At 62.0% G+C, this 18,308-nt stretch carries 17 protein-coding genes and 2 tRNA genes; 8 read left to right on the plus strand and 11 right to left on the minus strand.

What is annotated here, in order from left to right; all coding sequences use genetic code 11:
* From G522_RS0109420 to G522_RS0109450, 7 genes are all read right to left on the minus strand, one after another.
* On the minus strand, positions 1-243 hold a 243-nt coding region (locus G522_RS0109420; protein ID WP_036838783.1), incomplete at its 3' end, for a transposase.
* A 245-nt stretch (positions 244-488) separates the two neighbouring features.
* Positions 489-1,232 (minus strand): SDR family NAD(P)-dependent oxidoreductase, encoded by a 744-nt coding sequence (locus G522_RS0109425; RefSeq protein WP_026790823.1) that lies wholly within the window; start codon positions 1,230-1,232, stop codon positions 489-491.
* Between the two features lie 71 nt (positions 1,233-1,303).
* Complete coding sequence (locus tag G522_RS0109430; RefSeq protein WP_245586632.1) at positions 1,304-1,921, minus strand: TetR/AcrR family transcriptional regulator; 618 nt, start codon at positions 1,919-1,921, stop codon at positions 1,304-1,306.
* Positions 1,922-1,975: 54 nt separating this feature from the next.
* Positions 1,976-2,052: transfer RNA gene (locus G522_RS0109435), tRNA-Arg, on the minus strand.
* A gap of 255 nt (positions 2,053-2,307) precedes the next feature.
* The gene (locus G522_RS0109440; protein ID WP_026790825.1) at positions 2,308-2,634 is read right to left on the minus strand and encodes a hypothetical protein; all 327 of its coding nucleotides are present in this window, start codon (positions 2,632-2,634) and stop codon (positions 2,308-2,310) included.
* Positions 2,635-3,053: 419 nt separating this feature from the next.
* Positions 3,054-3,130: transfer RNA gene (locus G522_RS0109445), tRNA-His, on the minus strand.
* A gap of 96 nt (positions 3,131-3,226) precedes the next feature.
* Positions 3,227-4,933 (minus strand): methyl-accepting chemotaxis protein, encoded by a 1,707-nt coding sequence (locus G522_RS0109450; protein ID WP_026790826.1) that lies wholly within the window; start codon positions 4,931-4,933, stop codon positions 3,227-3,229.
* 383 nt (positions 4,934-5,316) lie between these two features.
* On the opposite strand from G522_RS0109450, the gene G522_RS0109455 reads away from it, so the two are divergent.
* Positions 5,317-5,796 carry a hypothetical protein gene (locus G522_RS0109455; protein WP_026790827.1) on the plus strand — a complete coding sequence of 160 codons (480 nt, stop codon included), beginning with the start codon at positions 5,317-5,319 and terminating at the stop codon, positions 5,794-5,796.
* Here G522_RS0109455 and G522_RS0109460 read toward each other — a convergent pair.
* Both G522_RS0109460 and rocF read right to left on the minus strand, forming a co-directional pair.
* Positions 5,789-6,844, minus strand: a complete 1,056-nt coding sequence (locus G522_RS0109460; RefSeq protein WP_026790828.1) for an ornithine cyclodeaminase — start codon at positions 6,842-6,844, stop codon at positions 5,789-5,791. The genes G522_RS0109455 and G522_RS0109460 overlap by 8 nt on opposite strands.
* Positions 6,841-7,767, minus strand: coding sequence for an arginase (gene rocF / locus G522_RS0109465; protein ID WP_026790829.1), 927 nt, complete (start codon positions 7,765-7,767; stop codon positions 6,841-6,843). The genes G522_RS0109460 and rocF overlap by 4 nt, the downstream gene beginning before the upstream one ends.
* 132 nt (positions 7,768-7,899) lie before the next feature.
* On the opposite strand from rocF, the gene G522_RS0109470 reads away from it, so the two are divergent.
* Entirely contained in the window at positions 7,900-8,346 is a 447-nt protein-coding gene (locus tag G522_RS0109470; protein WP_026790830.1) for an Lrp/AsnC family transcriptional regulator, read from the plus strand.
* Between the two features lie 38 nt (positions 8,347-8,384).
* On the opposite strand, the gene G522_RS0109475 is transcribed toward G522_RS0109470, so the two are convergent.
* Entirely contained in the window at positions 8,385-9,671 is a 1,287-nt protein-coding gene (locus G522_RS0109475) for a DNA polymerase IV (RefSeq protein ID WP_026790831.1), read from the minus strand.
* 35 nt (positions 9,672-9,706) lie between these two features.
* Complete coding sequence (locus G522_RS0109480) at positions 9,707-9,994, minus strand: DUF3572 domain-containing protein (RefSeq protein WP_026790832.1); 288 nt, start codon at positions 9,992-9,994, stop codon at positions 9,707-9,709.
* Positions 9,995-10,168: 174 nt separating this feature from the next.
* On the opposite strand from G522_RS0109480, the gene G522_RS0109485 reads away from it, so the two are divergent.
* The 6 genes from G522_RS0109485 to G522_RS0109510 all read left to right on the plus strand — a co-directional run bounded on the left by G522_RS0109485 (position 10,169) and on the right by G522_RS0109510 (position 18,294).
* Positions 10,169-10,540, plus strand: coding sequence for a response regulator (locus G522_RS0109485; protein ID WP_026790833.1), 372 nt, complete (start codon positions 10,169-10,171; stop codon positions 10,538-10,540).
* 25 nt (positions 10,541-10,565) lie between these two features.
* A complete protein-coding gene (locus G522_RS0109490; RefSeq protein WP_026790834.1) occupies positions 10,566-11,936 on the plus strand; it encodes a PleD family two-component system response regulator in 1,371 nt (456 codons plus the stop codon).
* Between the two features lie 475 nt (positions 11,937-12,411).
* Positions 12,412-13,533 (plus strand): DmpA family aminopeptidase, encoded by a 1,122-nt coding sequence (locus G522_RS0109495; protein ID WP_026790835.1) that lies wholly within the window; start codon positions 12,412-12,414, stop codon positions 13,531-13,533.
* Between the two features lie 129 nt (positions 13,534-13,662).
* Positions 13,663-15,222, plus strand: a complete 1,560-nt coding sequence (locus G522_RS0109500; protein WP_026790836.1) for a D-aminopeptidase — start codon at positions 13,663-13,665, stop codon at positions 15,220-15,222.
* A gap of 272 nt (positions 15,223-15,494) precedes the next feature.
* A complete protein-coding gene (locus G522_RS0109505; RefSeq protein ID WP_026790837.1) occupies positions 15,495-16,763 on the plus strand; it encodes an ROK family protein in 1,269 nt (422 codons plus the stop codon).
* The gene (locus G522_RS0109510; RefSeq protein WP_026790838.1) at positions 16,747-18,294 is read left to right on the plus strand and encodes a sugar ABC transporter ATP-binding protein; all 1,548 of its coding nucleotides are present in this window, start codon (positions 16,747-16,749) and stop codon (positions 18,292-18,294) included. Before G522_RS0109505 ends, G522_RS0109510 begins: the two co-directional genes overlap by 17 nt.
* The last annotated feature ends 14 nt before the right edge of the window (positions 18,295-18,308 follow it).

The following is an 18,308-nucleotide window of genomic DNA, read 5'->3' on the forward strand; positions in this document are numbered from 1 at the left end:
AAACTCGGCCCGCTCGTCAGAGAGGTTGTTGGCCGCCTGGATCACCAGGATCTTGAACATCATCACCGGATCGAACGGAGGCCGACCGCCTTGCGGGCCGTTGGTGTAATCAAGGGCCGTCAACAGATCGGCTCGGAATATCTCGAAGTCGACGGTCTTGCCAAATGCCTCCAACTGGTCACCGAGGTCGCTCAGCCGCTTCAGCCGGTCATCGAAGTCAAAAAAGCCAGGCAGTCCAGACATCGCCAGAGCCCTCCGCCACAAGGCAAAGGGAATCATAAAACCACTGATTTGGCGAGGTTTTTAGAAGCGTCCAATTTCATACCACCTGCGAGGCTCTCAGTGACGCACCCAATGCCGACCTCACGCGCCGGCTGACGGAGGCGGGCGTTCATCTGTTCAACGCACCCAAGCTTGGTGAAAGCGCGGCATGACCTGAAACCAGAAGAATGAAGGGGGCACCCTTGGGCGCCCATCTGTCTGGCTCGTCAGAGTGCGAAACCGCCATCGATGGTCAGGCTGGCGCCGGTGATGAAACTGGCTTCGCCGCGCGTCAGGTAGGAGACCATGCCGGCGATCTCATCCGGCTCGGCCATGCGCTTCAGCGGCACCATGCCCATCACCATGTCCATCCCCTCGTTGCCAAGGGAGCCGATCATGTCGGTCCGGGTCGGCCCGGGCTGGACATTGTTGATGGTGATGCCGCGCGGCGCCAGATCGAGGGCGAGGCCCTTGACCATGCCGGCCACCGCCGCCTTGGTCGTCTGGTAGACGCTGGCACCCGGGAAGCCGCTGCGCACGGCGATGTTGCTGCCGATGGTAATAATGCGCCCGCCGTCCTTCAGATGCGGCAGGGCCGCCTGGATGGCGAGGAACACGCCACGCACGTTGACGTCGAGCTGTAGGTCGAGATCTTCCAGCGGAACGGTATCGACCATGCCCATGCGGGCGACGCCGGCGTTGACGACAACGACATCCAGCCGGCCGAAGCGATCGATGGTGGTGCCAACGGCGGCCTTGATATCGTTCTGGCTGGCACTATCGGCCTTGATGGCCAACGCCTCGCCGCCGGCATTGCGCACCTTGGCGGCCAAATCATCGGCGGCATCCGGGCGCGAGACGTAGGTGAAGGGAACGGTGTAGCCGTCTTCAGCCAGCCGTGACACGATGGCGGCACCGATGCCGCGCGAACCGCCGAATACCAGGGCTACTTTCCTGTTGTCGTCACTCATCGTCTTCTCCATTTTTGACTGATTAGTCCATAATTGATCAGGCTTCGGGCAGGTCCCCGATTTCAATTCTATTATGCTCTGAGGCGTTCCACTGCGAAGGCGGCGAGGGCGTGAAGTTCCTGGGCTCCCGCGCCGCCTCTCGCCGCGAGCTGGAAGCCGGTCATCGTGATCTCGATAAAGGCAGCCGCCTGCTCGGCGTCGACGTTGGGATCGACTTCACCCAGCCTTTGTCCCTCCCGAATGCGTTCCACCACCTTGGCGTGGAAGACCGCGATCATCTTCTCTCGCATCTCCACCAACTCGGGATCGGTGATACCGAATTCGCCGATCGATCCAGCACCCATGCAGCCCTTGCAGCGCAAGGCGTCATCGTCCGGGATGAGGCCGACCAACAGGTCCAGCAGGCCTTTCAGCGGCGAAGCCGGTGTGGTTAGGCGCCCGAGGTGGCAACTCGTGGCGTTTCGCTGATAGGTTTCCAGGGCTTCCAGATAGAGTTGACGCTTGTCGCCGAAAGCGTTGTAGAAACTCTGTCGGCCAATATTCATCGCCTGGACCAGGTCCTCCGTCGACGTAGCCGCGAAGCCCTTGGACCAGAACACATCGATCGCAGCCGTTAGCGCTGCATCCCTATCGAACTCCCGTGGTCTTGCCATGACGGAGATGTAGCGCGTTATGGACTGATCGGTCAAGAATGAGGCGATCACGTTCACGTGGGAGGAAACTGGCGGCTTTGGGAAGGGAACTGGCGCACCCGACAGGATTCGAACCTGTGACCTCTGCCTTCGGAGGGCAGCACTCTATCCAGCTGAGCTACGGGTGCGTGATCGTCGCGAACACGCGAAACACGGTTCGTATAACCGACTTCGCGGACAAGGCAAAGGAAAAAGCAATGCCTTTCGTGCGGCGAACCAATGGCAAGGATAATACGTGTGGCGCCCCCCCGCGCGAGCGCAGGCAGCCACCCCGCATTGCCTGATCAACACATGGCTATGGTCGGCATGTAGATGGAAAGCTGCATACGAAAACGGCGCCGGAAGGACCGGCGCCGTTGATTGGGCAGCGTCTGAAGGGACTATTACTTGCCGACGGGAACTTCGACGAAGGTGCTGTCGGCCGGATCCCACATGCGCACGATCGTGGCATTGGTCTTCACAGCCTCATGGGTGCCGATCACCGGCGCAGCGCCGACCTTGGTCGTTACGAACGCGCTGTCGGCCGGATCCCACATGGTGGAGGTCTCAGTATAACGCGCCGTGTCATTGTTGGCGGTTGCCGGGGCCTTCACCGAACCGACGGCAAAGGTGCTATCGGCCGGATCCCAGTAGGTCTGTTCGGCAGCGGAGGCCAGGCTCGGAAGGGCGATGGCGGTAACAGCAACGACGGCAAGAGCAAAGGTGTTCATTTCCATACTCCGTGTAATTCGATAGCGTCGTTAGGCCGTTGGAAGTTCATATCCAGCCCCGGACATTCGTCTCGCTTCGATAATCACAGACGTATGCCGATGCTCTTCACGGAAAAAGGGGACTTCAAATCAATATGACACGATGGATTCCGTGAACTGTTTTCACGAGTTCGTGTGAAGCTGTGATCGTCGGCGCAATTCATCGCGACTGGTCCCGCACGACTATTTGATATGGTCTCGGGGGGCTTGTTTTTTTGGCTGGAGCGCCCGATCGAGGCGGCTACCGGCTACAGGACGGCCGGAAGTTGACGGATCTACCGAAGTGCGGCTGGGGAGACAGATACACGATTTCGATGGGCGAAACGCAACGCGGTTCGAATCGCCAAGTTGGCGCGAGCAGCAGAATTAGGGAGAGGTAATGGTACAGCTGGCTGGGCTTGAACCAGCGACCTTCGGAGCCACAATCCGACGCTCTAGCCAACTGAGCTACAGCTGCACATGACGGCGCGGAACCTAGTTGGATCGTTCTGGCATTGCAAGCCCCGCCGGCCACTTTTTTGCGGCCGGTGGGAAATGATCGGTAACCCAAAGGTCAGGCGGCGATGACTGCTCCAAGGAAAGCGTCGATCGTCGAGCGGAGCTGGCGCGCTTCGCCGGCAACCTCACGTGAATCCTGATCGAGTTTGTGGGCCGCCACCTCTGTTTCGCGGGCCGTTGCCAGCACGGCGCTTACATTGGTTGCCACCCGCTGCGAGCCGGCAGCGGCCGCGTTGACCGAGCGGCTGATGTTGTCGGTTGCCGCACCTTGCTCCTCAACTGCGGAGGCAATCGTTCCAGTATAGCGGTCGACCTCCTGCATGGTGGAACTTATCGCCTGGATCGCCTCCACGGCATCCGCTGTCGCATCCTGAATGTTATCGACCTGAGCGGCTATTTCCTCGGTCGCTTTGGCGGTCTGACCGGCGAGATTCTTCACCTCCGCCGCAACGACGGCAAAACCCTTGCCCGCCTCACCGGCTCGCGCCGCTTCGATGGTTGCATTGAGCGCCAAGAGGTTGGTCTGTTCGGCGATCGCCCTGATCAGCGTGACCACCTCGCCAATCTTGGTGGCGCCAGCGGCGAGACGGTTGATCTTAGTGTCGGCGTCGCGCGTGCCGCGCGCGGCATCGGCAACGACGGTACCGGTACGGTGGATCTGGGCGGATATCTCTCCGATCGACGCGGAGAGTTCCTCGGTTGCCGAGGCGACGGTCTGTACATTGTCGGTGGCGTCACATGAGGCGTTCGAGGCGGCGCCGGCGTCCTCCACGGTGCGGAGCGCGCCGGTTGTCAACGAACTGGCAGTCGCCAAGAGATCATCGACCGTCTTGTTCACAGCGCCGAGCGCCATCTGCGTGGAGGCGCGGAATTCGCCGATCAACGCTTCGACGCGCTCCTGCCGTGCGACCCGTTCGGCGACTTCGGCGCCCTTGTCCCGTTCGAGCGCGATGCGGGTGGCCGCACTGTTCTTGAGAATGACGACGGCACGGGCGATGCTGCCCACTTCGTTGCCATAGTTGGCATAGGGAATGTCCTCGGCGAGATCGTCGCGCGAAATTCGCTCCATCAGCACCGAGAGAAGCGTCACGGGACGGATAAGGCGTGCGACCAGCAAAGACGCACCAGTCGAGATGACGGCGGCCATCAACAGACCGAGCAGCGAGATCTTCAGGACCAGCCCGTCTTTGGTTGCCGCGACGGTCGCCTCGGGAATGCCGGCGAACAGAATGCCGATGACCTGGCCGGAGGGATCTTTGATCGGGATGTAGAGAGTAAGATAAGGCGCACCGAGAATCGCCGCCTCACCGGCGAAGCTACGGCCCTGCTTGATCGCCGCGTAGGCGGGCGATGTCTTGCCAAGGTCGGTCCCTACTGCGCGGCTGCCATCGGCTTTCTTGATCGACGTCGTCACCCGCGTGAAGTCGTCCTTGGCTTTGTCATAGGCGAAGATCGTAGCCGCGGCGCCTGCCGTGCGGGTGAGGTTGTCGATGAGATCGTGCGTGGGGAATGAGGGAAGGGCCGGCACCTCGATATGATCGACGGCATCCCCCGACCAAGCGATGGTCGCACCGGCAATGTCCTTCTGCATCAGAAGGGCGCCTGTCCTGATGGCGATCGTCTGTTTTTCCAATGCCTGCCGCGCGGCGTCATTCGAGAGTGTGGCGTAAACGACAGACAGCAAAAGGCAGACGGTCAGTGTAATGGATATCGCGACGGCTGCACCAATGGTCTTCCACAACTTGACTCGATTGAGGAACATTTTCCGCTTCTTCTGTAGTAAAAACCGTAACTTACCTGCAATGCGCCAATAATGATGAACCAAGACTTAAACTTGCGCTTATGCGCAGACTCCTTCGCATAAATGCTGAGTCTCAACCCGCCCGTGCGAGGGCCGGCGAGGTAGGGCGACGGGCATGAACATGCGGGATACGGACAATGCCCGGGCGCTGTTAAGGAATTGTTCAGCTTAAAATTCTTTTTCTCTTCCGGAAAATTCGACTCGCAAGGGAAAGAAAAGCTTTATGCCCATATCTATTACAGGCCAAGGTGAGCGGCTCGTTGAGCCGGCTCTGATTGTCATGCCATTTTGAGCGAGGTGGGTTCGGCATGCGGAGGTAGGGCGCGTTTGGGGGGGAAGGTGTCATGCAGTCACGGGTCGCCTCGCACCACACTTCGATCGGCACTCCCGCCAAGAAAAAGGGAGGCAAGATCACGTCTGCCGGCCGCCGCAAAAATGGCGGCCATCAAGACGCTCGCTCCATCATCATTGCCGGCATCGTGGCGTTGGTGCTCGCGTCGATTGTCCTGGCAATCTGGTTTTATGTGAAGCCCTTGGAGGTAGCCTCGCCGGGTCCCGGACCGCGTCTGCCGCCTACCGCTGCCGATCTCGAAATGAAGAAGACCCATTCTTACTGGAAGGTCGGCAGCAACACCTATCGGCATTACATCACCAATGCCAGCACCGGCGAGATCGTCGATGCCGGCACGATCACAATCAAGGAAATGCTAGACCAGGGTATCGAAGTTCCCGGCTATAGCCTGCCAAGCAAGGCCACAAGCTCATCGAGTGGCTCTTCCGAGCTGGCAGCCCGCTTTCAGGCGATCCAGGACCACCTCAAATAGCTGCCGCCTCCGCGCGCACCAGCATGCCATAGAGATCCCGCGGCTCGTCGGGATCGGCGAGCAGATCGAGTTCCTGGTAGAAGGGCGTTCCGGCGAGCTTGTCGCGCACGTAGCGGAGTGCTGAAAAGTCTTCGATGGCAAAGCCGACGGAATCGAACAGCGTCACCTCGACGGGTGAGACACGGCCTGGCGCAGCACCGCTGAGAACCTCCCAAAGTTCGGTGACAGGATGATCGGCGGCAAGCTGTTGAATCTCACCTTCGATCCTTGTCTGCGGCGCATATTCCACGAAGATCGACGACCGTTTCAGGATGTCGTGGTGAAGCTCCGTCTTGCCCGGGCAGTCGCCACCCACTGCATTGATGTGCACGCCGGAGCCGACCATGTTGTCGGTCAGGATGGTGGCATACTGCTTGTCGGCCGTCACTGTGGTGATGATGTCGGCGCCTTCGACCGCTTCCTGGCCGGAGCGGCAGGCGGTGATCGAAAAGCCGAGCGGCGCGAGGTTGCACCGGCACTTTTCCGTCGCAGCCGGATCGATGTCATAGAGACGCAAATTGCGGATACCCAGAATGGCGGCGAAGGCCAAGGCTTGAAATTCGGATTGGGCGCCGTTGCCGATGATTGCCATGGTATCCGCGCCCTTCGGCGCAAGGCGCCGCGCCGCCATCGCCGAGGTGGCGCCGGTTCTGAGAGCGGTCAGCAGCGTCATCTCGGTGAGCAGCATCGGATAACCCGAGCCGACATCGGCCAATACACCGAAGGCGGTCACCGTCTGCTTGCCCTCCCGCATGTTCTTGGGGTGGCCGTTGACATACTTGAAGCCGTAGAGGGCACCGTCGGAGGTCGGCATCAGTTCGATGACGCCGTCCGCCGAATGGGAGGCGACACGGGGCGTCTTGTCGAAGGTCGGCCAGCGGCGAAAGTCCTCCTCGATATAGCCGGCGAGCTCGGTGAGGAAGGTCTCGACGCCGATGCTGAGCACCAGGCGCATCATGTTGTCGACCGACACGAACGGGACGATGGCGAGCGGGGAAATGGCTTTCATGCTGCAAAGCTCCGGGTCGGCCGGTCCATCACGGTGCGGCCCATCAGGCTGGCGAGAAGGTCGACCATCAGCGTGGCGGTGCGACCGCGCTCGTCGAGAAAGGGATTGAGTTCGACGAGATCGATCGAGGAGACGAGGCCGCTGTCATGCAGCATCTCCATGATGAGATGCGCCTCACGGAAGGTCGCTCCGCCCGGCACTGTGGTGCCGACACCCGGAGCGATCGATGGGTCCAGAAAGTCGACGTCGAGGCTGACGTGCAGGCGGCCATTCGCCGACGCGACGCGCTCGAGGAAGCGCCAGACCAGGGTGGCGACGCCATGTTCGTCGAGGGCGCGCATGTCGTGTACCGTTATGCCCGAGCCGGCTATGGCGCGACGTTCCGCAGGGTCGACCGAGCGGATGCCGACCATGGCGACATTATCCAGCGGAACCGGATGGGAGAGCGGCGGATAGCAGCCGTGAAAGCCGTCCGCACCGGTGAAATAGGCGACCGGCGTCCCGTGAAGATTGCCGCTCTGTGTCGTGTCGAGCGTGTGAAAATCCGTGTGCGCATCGAGCCATAGCACGAAGAGGGGGCGCCCCTCCTCTGCCGCGCGGCGGGCCATGCCGGGCACCGTGCCGGCGGCCAGTGCATGGTCGCCGCCGAGGAACACCGGCAGGGCGCCGTCGCTTGCCCGATGGGCGGCGTCGGTCACCGTGTCGATCCAGGCGACAATCTCGGGGAGACGCCGAAGATGGGGGTAGGGAGGAGTGACGGTCGGCAGCGGCCCGCGGCCAACATTGCCGAGATCCTCGACCTCGTGACCGAGTTCGGTGATCGCCTCGACGATGCCCGCGGTGCGATAGGCGCTCGGTCCCATCTCGCAGCCCATGCGGCCGGCGCCATCTTCCACCGGAATCCCCAGAAGCCTCACCTTCATGCCCGTTTGCCCTCGCTCGGTTGGACTGCCGGCATAAGGCCATCGTCGGCCGGCGAAGTGAACAGACGGGATTGGCAAATGAAACGGATGGGCTTATCAAAACGGCAGTTATATTGCCCAAAACGGTGATTTATGGACCGGCTCGATCAGCAATTGGTGACCCTACTGCGTCACGACGGCCGCCGTTCGGTATCCGATCTCGCTCTCGAATTGGGCGTGTCGCGCGCCACGGTGCGTGCCCGCATGGAACGTCTCCAACGCGACGGCGACATCCTCGGCTACACAGTGATCCTTCGTAACGACGCCATCGAGGCGCCGGTCAGGGCGGTGATGATGATCGAGATCGAGGGGCATGTTCTCGACAAGGTGATCCGCCAGCTCGAGGGCTTTCCCGAGGTGGCGGCGATCCATACCACCAACGGTCGCTGGGACCTCGTTGTCGAACTCGGGGCGGCAACACTCACCGATTTCGACACCGTGCTGCGACGTATCCGTCTGCTGCCTGGTATTACCGGGTCTGACACTAGCCTGCTGCTGACAACCCCTCGCACGACGCGTGCCCGGTTGAGTGGCGGCTGACGTCCTCAAGGCAAGAACGGCGACCAAGCCGTTGCCGATTACTCCTTGCGACGGCGGTGATTGCCGAAAACGAGGCCGGTTTCCAGGGCCTGTTTACCGAACTTCTGGCGAACTTCGTCCATGGCCCGCTCGGCGGCAGCCTTGCGTGTCGCCTTCTGATCGACGAGGTCGGCTGGATCGGCAAAGCGGCTTTCACAGAGGTCGGCGACCGAGACGCCGAGAAGCCGGTACTTCTGGCCGTGCGCTTCTTCCGCGAGGAGGGCGTCAGCGGCCGCGAAGATGCGGTCGGCGAGCTGGGTGGGGTCGGTGAGGCGCCGGGCTCGCGTCCTCAGCTTGAAATCGGCGGTCTTCAGCTTCAGCGTCACCGTCGATCCCGCGATATCCTCATGCTTGAGGCCGAAAGAAACGCGCTCCGCCTGTTCGCGCAGGATGGGCCGGAGATCGCCGATGTCGGCCAGATCCTCGAAGAAGGTCACCTCGGAACCGACGCTCTTGCGCTTGGAGTTGGGGACGACATGCCGGCTGTCTTCGCCGCGAGACAGTTTGGCGATCCTGAGGCCGAGTGCCCCATAACGTCTGGCCAGCTCGGTCGAGTCCGCCATTTGCAGATCTCCCACCGTCCGGTAGCCATCGGCGGCGAGGCGCTCGGAGAAGGCGCGGCCGACGCCCCAGAGCGTCGTCACCGGCCTTGGAGCCAAAAAGGCTGCCGCTTCCGATTGGCCGATCACCGAAAAGCCTCTGGGCTTGTCGAGGTCGGAGGCGATCTTGGCGAGAAATTTATTGGCGGCGAGCCCCACGGAGACGGTGATGCCGACCTCCCGCTCCACCTCTTTCGCAAACCGGGCGAGCACCAGTGCCGGGCTGGCACGGTGCAGCTTCTCGGTCCCCGACAGGTCGAGGAAGGCTTCGTCGATGGAAAGCGGCTCGACCAGCGGCGTCAGCTCCAGCATCCGCCGTCGGATCTCTCGGCCGACGCGGGCATATTTCTCCATATTGGGACGGATCACCACGGCGTCGGGGCAAAGCTGCAGAGCCTTGAACATCGGCATGGCCGAGCGCACGCCGCTGATACGGGCGATGTAGCAGGCCGTTGATACGACGCCGCGCTTGCCGCCGCCGATGATCAGCGGCTTGGTGGCGAGCGACGGATCGTCTCGCTTTTCCACCGAGGCATAGAAGGCATCGCAATCGACGTGGGCGATGACCAGGCGGTGAAGATCGGGATGGCGCAGAAGGCGCGGGCCACCACAACTGAGGCAGCGCCGACCCTCGGCCGGCGCCGGGCTGAGGCAATCCCTGCAGAAGCCGCTCGCCACCTCGGACATGCCCGCGCCCCACCAGTTCGCATTTGAGTGACCGATCAGAACTCGCTTTCGCCGGCCAGCGTGTGACGTGCGGCCGCTATCATGGTCGGTCTGACCTGCGCTGCCTCGACAAAGGCCAACAGCAACGATTCATCGGCAAGGAAGAATTCCAGAACGCCGGCGAGAAAGCCGGACTCACGCGCCGCCGCCCGAAGATCAGCCGGACCTATGCCGGAAAGTGACAGGAAGCGGCCGAGCGCATCGGGATTGCCGGCGAGGTAGGCGAGGGCGGAAATGGCCAGCTCTTCCGCCGCATCGACGCTAAGCCTTTTACCAATTGGCATGTTTTGACCACCGTTTGGGATTGCTAAAGGAATCCGTACTATATTTGTTATACTGGAATCAGTGCGGCAACCTATCCCCACCGGATGGCGTTCCTGCGTACGAGCCGCGTGCACAGGAATGAGAACCCGCCGAGCTCCCGGCGACACCGGCGCGCGAGGCGGAAAGAGAGTCGAATGGCCAAGACAGTTCTCATCGTCGAGGACAACGAGCTCAACATGAAGCTCTTCCATGATCTCTTGGAAGCGCATGGTTATCGCACGATTCAAACACGTAACGGCATTGAGGCCTTGGAACTGGTGCGTACCCACCGGCCGGATCTCGTTCTGATGGATATCCAGCTGCCGGAAGTGTCGGGACTCGAAGTCACCAAATGGCTGAAAGAGGATGACGAGCTGCGCTCGATCCCGGTGGTCGCGGTCACCGCCTTTGCCATGAAGGGTGACGAGGAGCGCATTCGCCAGGGCGGCTGCGAGGCCTATATTTCCAAGCCGATTTCGGTTTCAAAATTCATCGAGACGGTGCGGACCTATATCGGCGACCAGTAAGCGTCGTCCGGAACGGAAGAGTGTGATGACAGCGCGTATTCTTGTTGTCGACGACATCCCGGTCAACGTGCGCCTCATGGAGGCTCGCCTCACTGCCGAATACTTCGATGTCCACACTGCCACGTCCGGCCCCGAGGCGTTGGCGATGCTCGACAATGCCAGCTACGACATCGTCCTGCTCGATGTCATGATGCCGGGTATGGACGGCTTCGAGGTTTGTCGTCGCATCCGCGCCAATCCAAAGACCACGCAACTGCCGGTGATCATGGTCACCGCCCTCGACCAGCCGGCCGACCGCGTCCACGGTCTCGAAGCCGGCGCCGATGATTTTCTCACCAAGCCGGTGTCCGACACCCAGCTGATTACCCGCGTCAAAAGCCTCGTGCGCCTGAAGCAACTCACCGATGAGCTCGACCTCAGGGCCAATCAGGGCTCGGTCGCCTTCGATCGGGCGATGACCTACGCCGACCTTACCGCCCGCGCCCCAGGCCGCGTGTTGCTGGTCGAAGATCGTCGTTCGGCCTATGTGCGGATCGCCCAGGTGCTCGCCAGCGAAATGACGGTCGACATCGAGACCAACCCGCAGGAGGCCCTGTTCCGCGCCGCTGAGGGCGACTACGATCTGGCGATGATTTCCATGAGCCTCGACGACTATGACGCGTTGCGCCTCTGCTCGCAGTTGCGATCGCTCGACCGGACGCGCCTGTTGCCCATCTTGCTGATTTCCGATCCCGACGAGGGTACCCGATTGGCGCGTGGCCTCGAGCTCGGCATCAACGACTATCTGATCCGTCCGGTAGACCCTCAGGAGCTCACCGCCCGCTGCCGTACCCAGATCCGCCGCAAGCGCTATACCGACCGGCTGCGTGCCAGCGTGCTGCAAACGATGGAACTGGCCATCACTGACGCGCTGACCGGCCTCTATAATCGCCGTTACCTCGATTCCCATCTCGCCGCTCTCGTCGAGCGGGCCACAGAGAAGAAGGGCGATCTGTCGCTGCTGATCGTCGATATCGACTTTTTCAAGAGGGTCAACGACACCCACGGCCACGATGCCGGTGACGAAATCCTTCGGGAGTTCGCAACCCGCATCCGCCGTAATCTGCGCGCTCTCGATCTGCCCTGCCGCTTCGGCGGCGAGGAATTCGTGATTGTCATGCCGGAAACCGATTACGGCATCGCCTCCGTCGTTGCCGAACGGCTGCGCACCAAGATCGCCCGCGATCCCTTCGCCATTCACGGCGGGGCAGAGTTCGTCGACGTGACGATTTCCGTTGGCGCCGCCTATATCCTGCATGACGGCGATACGCCGGAGACGCTCTTGAAGCGCGCCGACAATGCCCTCTACCGCGCCAAGGCGGAAGGCCGGAACCGCGTCGTTCTCGCTGCCGCCTGAACGCAGTTCGTCGTCCATTACATCAATCTTTGCGTCACGCCATTTGCCGACCATCAGGACTTCCTGGCGGGCGGATCGTGGCGATCAAAGCGACGGTCGATCTATGCCGGTGGTCTATGCTGGCAAGATGTCGCTTATGCGGGTTAATTTAACTCTAGATATTAAGGTTACCCGTTCATGATTAACTCACTGAGTAGTCCGGACTTGTAGGTATGACGTTGTAAACAACTCGTTAAAAAGGTAGAAAAACAGTGTTGATAGTTTATGAGATTTTGGAAAGAAATACAGTTGCTTTCCAAACTACAACCCGGTGAAGCCAGGTCCGCCGCATCTCCTGGTCTTGTCGGGTCGGTCGGTCGATGCCGGCGAGAGTGGCCTCCTCGTTGACCCGGTATCGACCGACCACTCTTGCCTTTTCGGCGTAGACGGCAATTATCTTGCATCTCCTGCCTATTATGAGCGCCTTGGAGATGCCGTGACAGATTTCCATTTCTCGACGCCGTCGAGCCTGCCGCGCGCCCGCGCTTTTGCGATCCCCTTCGATGGCGAGCCTGGCGCTTTCAACGCCATTACCGACGTTCCAGGTGTCAGCGTCGGCTATGCGACGCTGATTTCCGGCAGCGGACCGCTTCATGTCGGCCACGGTCCGGTGCGGACCGGCGTGACGGCTATTCTGCCGCGACCGCCGGCCGATATCGCGCGCCCCTGTTACGCCGGTTTCTTTTCCGGCAATGGCAACGGCGAGCTCACCGGCATTCACCTCATCGAAGAAGTCGGTGCCTTCAGCCTGCCGATCACCATCACCAACACCCATTCCCTCGGCGTTGCTCGCGATGCGACACTGAAATGGGTAGCGGCGCACCGGCCCGAGGCGTTGGCTTCCGCCTGGGGATTGCCGGTCGTCGGCGAGACCTACGATGGTTTCTTGAACGATATCAACGGTCATCACCTGACCGATGCGCATGTCTTTGCTGCCCTGGATGGAGCTGTTGCCGGCCCGATCGAGGAGGGCTCGGTGGGTGGCGGCACCGGCATGTCCACATTCGAGTTCAAAGCAGGCTCCGGCACCGCGTCGCGCCGCGTCCACTGGGCTGGCAAGACCTTCACCCTCGGGGTGTTCGTACAGAGCAACTTCGGCAAACGGCGCAATTTCATGATCCGTGGTCACCGCGTCGGGGCGGAGCTCGCCGAGCCCCGCATCCAAGAAGGTACGCCACGCGCCGAGAAGAGCTCTATCATTGCTGTCATCGCCACCGACGCGCCGCTTCTGCCGCACCAGTTGAAGCGTCTCGCACGGCGCGTGCCGCTCGGCATCGCCTGGACCGGCGGCCTCGGCTACAACTCATCCGGCGATATCTTCCTTGCCTTCTCCACCGCCAATGGCGAAGCAGCGGCGGGTCGATCCGGAAATCTTCTGTCACTGGCTGCGATTCCCGACGTCGATATCGATCCCTTTTTCGACGCCACCGTTCAGGCGGTGGAGGAAGCCATTCTCAACGCCCTGATAGCCAATGCCGACATGACCGGCCGGGACGGCAATTTCGTGCCGGCCCTGCCACACGACTGGCTGCGGATGACCTTCGGTTATGCAAGATAAGCCCCCAAGGAAGGCGCCGCGCCCTGGCTCTCTCTATATGCCGAGAGAACCGTTTTGGGCTGGAAAAGCCTTGCGCGGCGAAGGGTTGCCGCTTTAGCTGGTCCAGCCAAAACGAAGGAAGAGTGAAAGATGTCGTCGATCGATCGGGCCGCCCTTGCCGCCGCCGTAGCCTCGCTGCCGGAGCGTTTCAAGGGACCGGGCGGCACCGTTGGCGTGATGAAGGACGGCGAGGTTATCGTCCGGGAGGCCTGGGGGTACGCCGATCCCGATACAGGCCTTGCAATGACGCCGTCCCGCCTGCTGCCGATCTGTTCGATCAGCAAACAGATGACCTGCGGCGTACTTCTCGACCTTGTCGGTGACCCGTCGGAGTTCGACGATCGGCTCGCGGAGTTCCTGCCGAATCTGGAAGGACGGCGGCCGACCGTCCGCGAACTCTGCGACAATCGCTCGGGCCTGCGCGACTATTGGGCGCTCACCGTGCTCCACGGCGCCCACCACGAGGGCACCTTTCGCCGCGAGGATGCGCGGCCATTGTTTGCCCGCATGAAGACCACCCATTTCGAGCCGGGCAGCCAGTATTCCTATTCCAATGGCAATTTCCGCATCCTTTCCGATCTCCTCGAGGAGCGATCCGGCCATTCACTCTCCGAACTCTACCGGCGCCACATCTTCGGTCCGGCCGGCATGCGGGACGCGCGGCTCGCCTCCGATACGGTGGCGCCGCTGAACGGCACGATTGGCCACGAAGGCAACGCCGCCATCGGCTGGTTCCCGGCGACGAATCGCATCTTCTGGTCGGGGGACGCCGGTGTTGTGGCCACGCTTGACGACATGCTCGCCTGGGAGTGCTTCATCGACCGTACGCGCAACGATGCGAATGGTCTTTACGGTCGATTGGCGGTGCCGTCCGCCTTCTCGGATGGCCGTCCGGCTCGCTACGGCATGGGTCTCGCGCATGACCGAATCGATGATGTCGCCATCACCGGCCACGGTGGTGCATTGCGAGGTTTCCGGATTCGCCGCCTACACGCGGCAGCCGAGCGGCTGTCGGTTGTGGTCATGTTCAACCACGAAGCTGATGCGCACGCTGCCGCCCTGTTTGTCATGCGGGCCGCCCTCGGCCGCCCGTCGATGCCGCGCAATGGCATCCCCGCCGATCAAAACTGGGCTGGCGGCTATCTCGAGGAGTCGTCAGGCCTTTCGCTCGACATAACCGCGCACGGCAACGCGATTCTCGCCAGCCTCGGCGGCGGTACCGAGGTGCTGTCCTTCGGTGAGGATGGCATCGCTCGTTCTGTAGGGATGATACTTTCCCGGGAAGGCGATGACCTTCGGATCGAGCGTCCGGGTGACAACCTTCGTGGCCTGGCCAAGCGTCTTGACGGCGCCGACGCGAAGGACATCGCCGGTCGATACTGGTCGGCGGAAACGGAATCCACCCTGGAGATCGAAGCGGTGGGAGCGACCTTTGCCGGGCGTTTCGACGGCTTTCTCGGTCGTGGTCCAATGCACGCGCTCAGACCCTTTGGCGGTGATGTCTGGAAGCTTTCGACACCGCGCGGCATGGATGCACCGGCTCCGGGTGACTGGACTGTCCAGGTTCGCCGAATGTCGGATGGGACTATCGAAGGCGTCACCATCGGCTGCTGGCTTGCCCGAAACGTTGTCTTTTCGCGAATTGGCTGAGCGTTTAGCGTATTGAAACAATTCAAGTTTCGCAGATCGATGCGCTTGCGCGCATTGCGATAACTCCTCGCTTGAGTCAACGGGCACTCGCTCATTCTTTTGGCTGAATTGACCGCCCGATCCATCGGACCTAAGTTCTTCATCGTGAATTAATTAATCGAGGGAAGCACGGGAGACTTGCCTCGGCTGAGCGACGACGGTTGGGAGGCCGTCGTCGCTACCTTCAACAGCCGACAAGATGATCGCTTCGTCTCTGCTCCGGGGGAGTCATAATGTCGGGCCGCAAGACGCGGACCGGGCAGGGTTCAAACTCTGCTCAGGTTCGTCTCTATAATGAGCGGATTGTGCTTCAGGCGCTGCGTCGCTTCGGCGAGGCGTCGAAGACTGATCTCGCCCGGGCGGCCGGCCTCACCAACAATGCCATTGGCGCCATTACGGCGTTTCTCGCCGCCGCCGGTCTCGTGGTCGAACTCGGCAAGAAGCGCGAGGGGCAGCGCGGCCAGCCGGCTACCATGCTGGCGCTGGCGCCGGAGGGGGCCTATTCCATCGGTGTCCGCATCGACCGTGTCGGCTGCGAGACGGTGTGTGTCGACTTTGGCGGTCACATCCTGGCCAGCCGGTCGCATGATACTCTGTTGCCGCCGCCGAAAGACATGCTGGCCGCTGTCGCCGCCGACATCAAGTCGATCGAGAGGGAGATCGGACCGGAGCGCTGGGAACGGCTTGCCGGTATCGGTCTCGCCCAGCCCTATCACCTCGGCAGTTGGTTGAGGGAGCTCGAACTGCCGGCCAACTCCTTCCGCCTGTGGGACGATTTCGATTTCGGCGCCGCTCTTGAAACAGAAACCGGCATCCCGGTCTTCGTCGAGAATGACGGCAATGCCGCTGCCATCGCCGAGCTGTTTTACGGTCATGGTCGGGCGCTGTCCGATTTCGTCTATCTGTTCATTGGCGGCGCTGTTGGCGGTGGCATCGTGCTGGACGGCGACTGTCTGCGTGGCGGCCGCGGCAACGCCGGTGATTTTGCCATGATGCCGGTGCCGGCTTCGACGCTGCCGTCGGTGCCCAAGCCGGAGCGCTCCTTCGATGTGCTGCTGACCCGCACATCGTTGGCCGGTCTCAAGCGGCACCTGCGCTGGCATGGTCACGTCGTCGATACGTTGGCCGAGATCGGCGATCTGTTCCGCCGCGAGCCTCGTCCGGTTGCCTTCGATGAGTGGATCGACGACGCCGTCGCCGCTTTCGTGCCGGCCATCCTCGCCACCACGGCGACGCTCGACGTCGACCACGTCATTCTGGAAGGCGATCTCGACTGCGGCCTCATCGAGACCATTGTCGAGCGCCTTGCCGTCGCACTCGCAGCCGCCACGCCCGAAAGCGTGCCCGTTCCCAAGGTTCTCGACGGCTCGTTCCGGGCTCGGGCGGGCGCGCTTGGTGCGGCCACGCTGCCGCTCTTCTTCAACTTCTCGCCGCGCTCGTCGATCCTGACCGGCACGGCGCCCATGTTCAGGGAGTTTAGAGACTATGCCGTCCGCGCCTGAGACGACACCTATCCTCGAGATGCGCGGCATCTCCAAGACTTTCCCCGGCGTGAAGGCGCTCGCCCACGTCGAGCTCACCGTCTACCCCGGTGAAGTGCACGCCCTGATGGGCGAAAACGGCGCCGGCAAGTCGACGCTGATGAAGATCCTGTCGGGTGCCTATCGGGCCGACCCCGGCGGAGAGCTGCGCATCAACGGCGAGGTGATCCACATCGACGGTCCGCTGAGTGCCAAGACGAAGGGCATCGCCGTCATCTATCAGGAACTCAGCTTGTCGCCCAACCTGACGGTGGCCGAAAACATCTACCTCGGCCGTGAGCTGTCGTCGGGTGGGCAGGTCGATCGGGCCCGCATGCGTGCCGAATGCCAGGGCGTGCTCGATCGGCTCGGCGCCACCTTCGGGCCGGCGACCGTCGTTTCAACGCTGTCGATCGCCGAACGGCAGATGGTGGAGATCGCGCGCGCCATCCATGCCAATGCCCGCATCCTGGTCATGGACGAGCCGACCACCGCCCTGTCGTCGCGCGAGACCGACAAGCTGTTCGCCCTCATCCGGACGCTGCGCGCCGACGGCCTTGCCATCATCTATATCTCGCACCGCATGGCCGAGGTCTATGAACTGGCGGACCGCTGCTCCGTGCTGCGCGACGGCAGCTACGTCGGCACTCTGATGCGTGACGAACTGTCGGCCGAGAAGCTGGTCAAGATGATGGTCGGCCGCGATCTTTCGAAGTTCTACAAGAAAGATCACGACGCTCATGGCAGCCGTGGGGAGGTAATCCTCTCGGTCCGCGACATGAGCGACGGCCACCGCGTGCGCGGCTGCTCCTTCGATTTACACCGTGGCGAGGTTCTCTGCCTCGCCGGCCTTGTCGGTTCGGGGCGCACCGAGCTGGCTCGCCTGATCTATGGGGCCGACGGCCGCAAGAGTGGCACGGTGACGCTCGGCGACAAGCCGCTCGACATCAGCAGGCCGATCCAGGCGGTTGATGCCGGCATCGTCTATCTCACCGAGGACCGCAAGGGGCAGGGCCTCTTCCTCGATATGACGGTGCAGGAAAACATCAACCTGCAGGTGATCGGCCGCGATGCCGGCAAAGGTGGCCTGCTCGATCTCAAGAAGGCAAGGACGCGCGCCGTCGATGCCATCCGGGCGCTGTCGATCCGCGTCACCGGACCGGCCATCAATGTGGGGTCGTTGTCGGGCGGCAACCAGCAGAAGGTTCTTCTGTCGCGCCTCCTGGAGACACGGCCGCGCGTGTTGATTCTCGATGAGCCGACGCGCGGCGTCGACATCGGGGCGAAGTCGGAAATTTACCGCATCATCGACGACCTGGTGAAGACCGGCGTCGGCGTGCTCGTCATATCCTCGGAGATGCCGGAAGTCGTCGGTATCGCCGACCGCGTGCTGGTGATGCGGGAAGGTCATATCGTCGGCGAGGTCGGCGGCACCACCGGCACCGCGATTACCCAGGAAAACATCATCGCTTTGGCTGCCGGCCTGGCTCATCCCAGCGCCCCGGCTGCCTGACGTCACACAGTACA

Source organism: Pleomorphomonas oryzae DSM 16300, assembly GCF_000422965.1.
GTDB lineage: Bacteria > Pseudomonadota > Alphaproteobacteria > Rhizobiales > Pleomorphomonadaceae > Pleomorphomonas > Pleomorphomonas oryzae.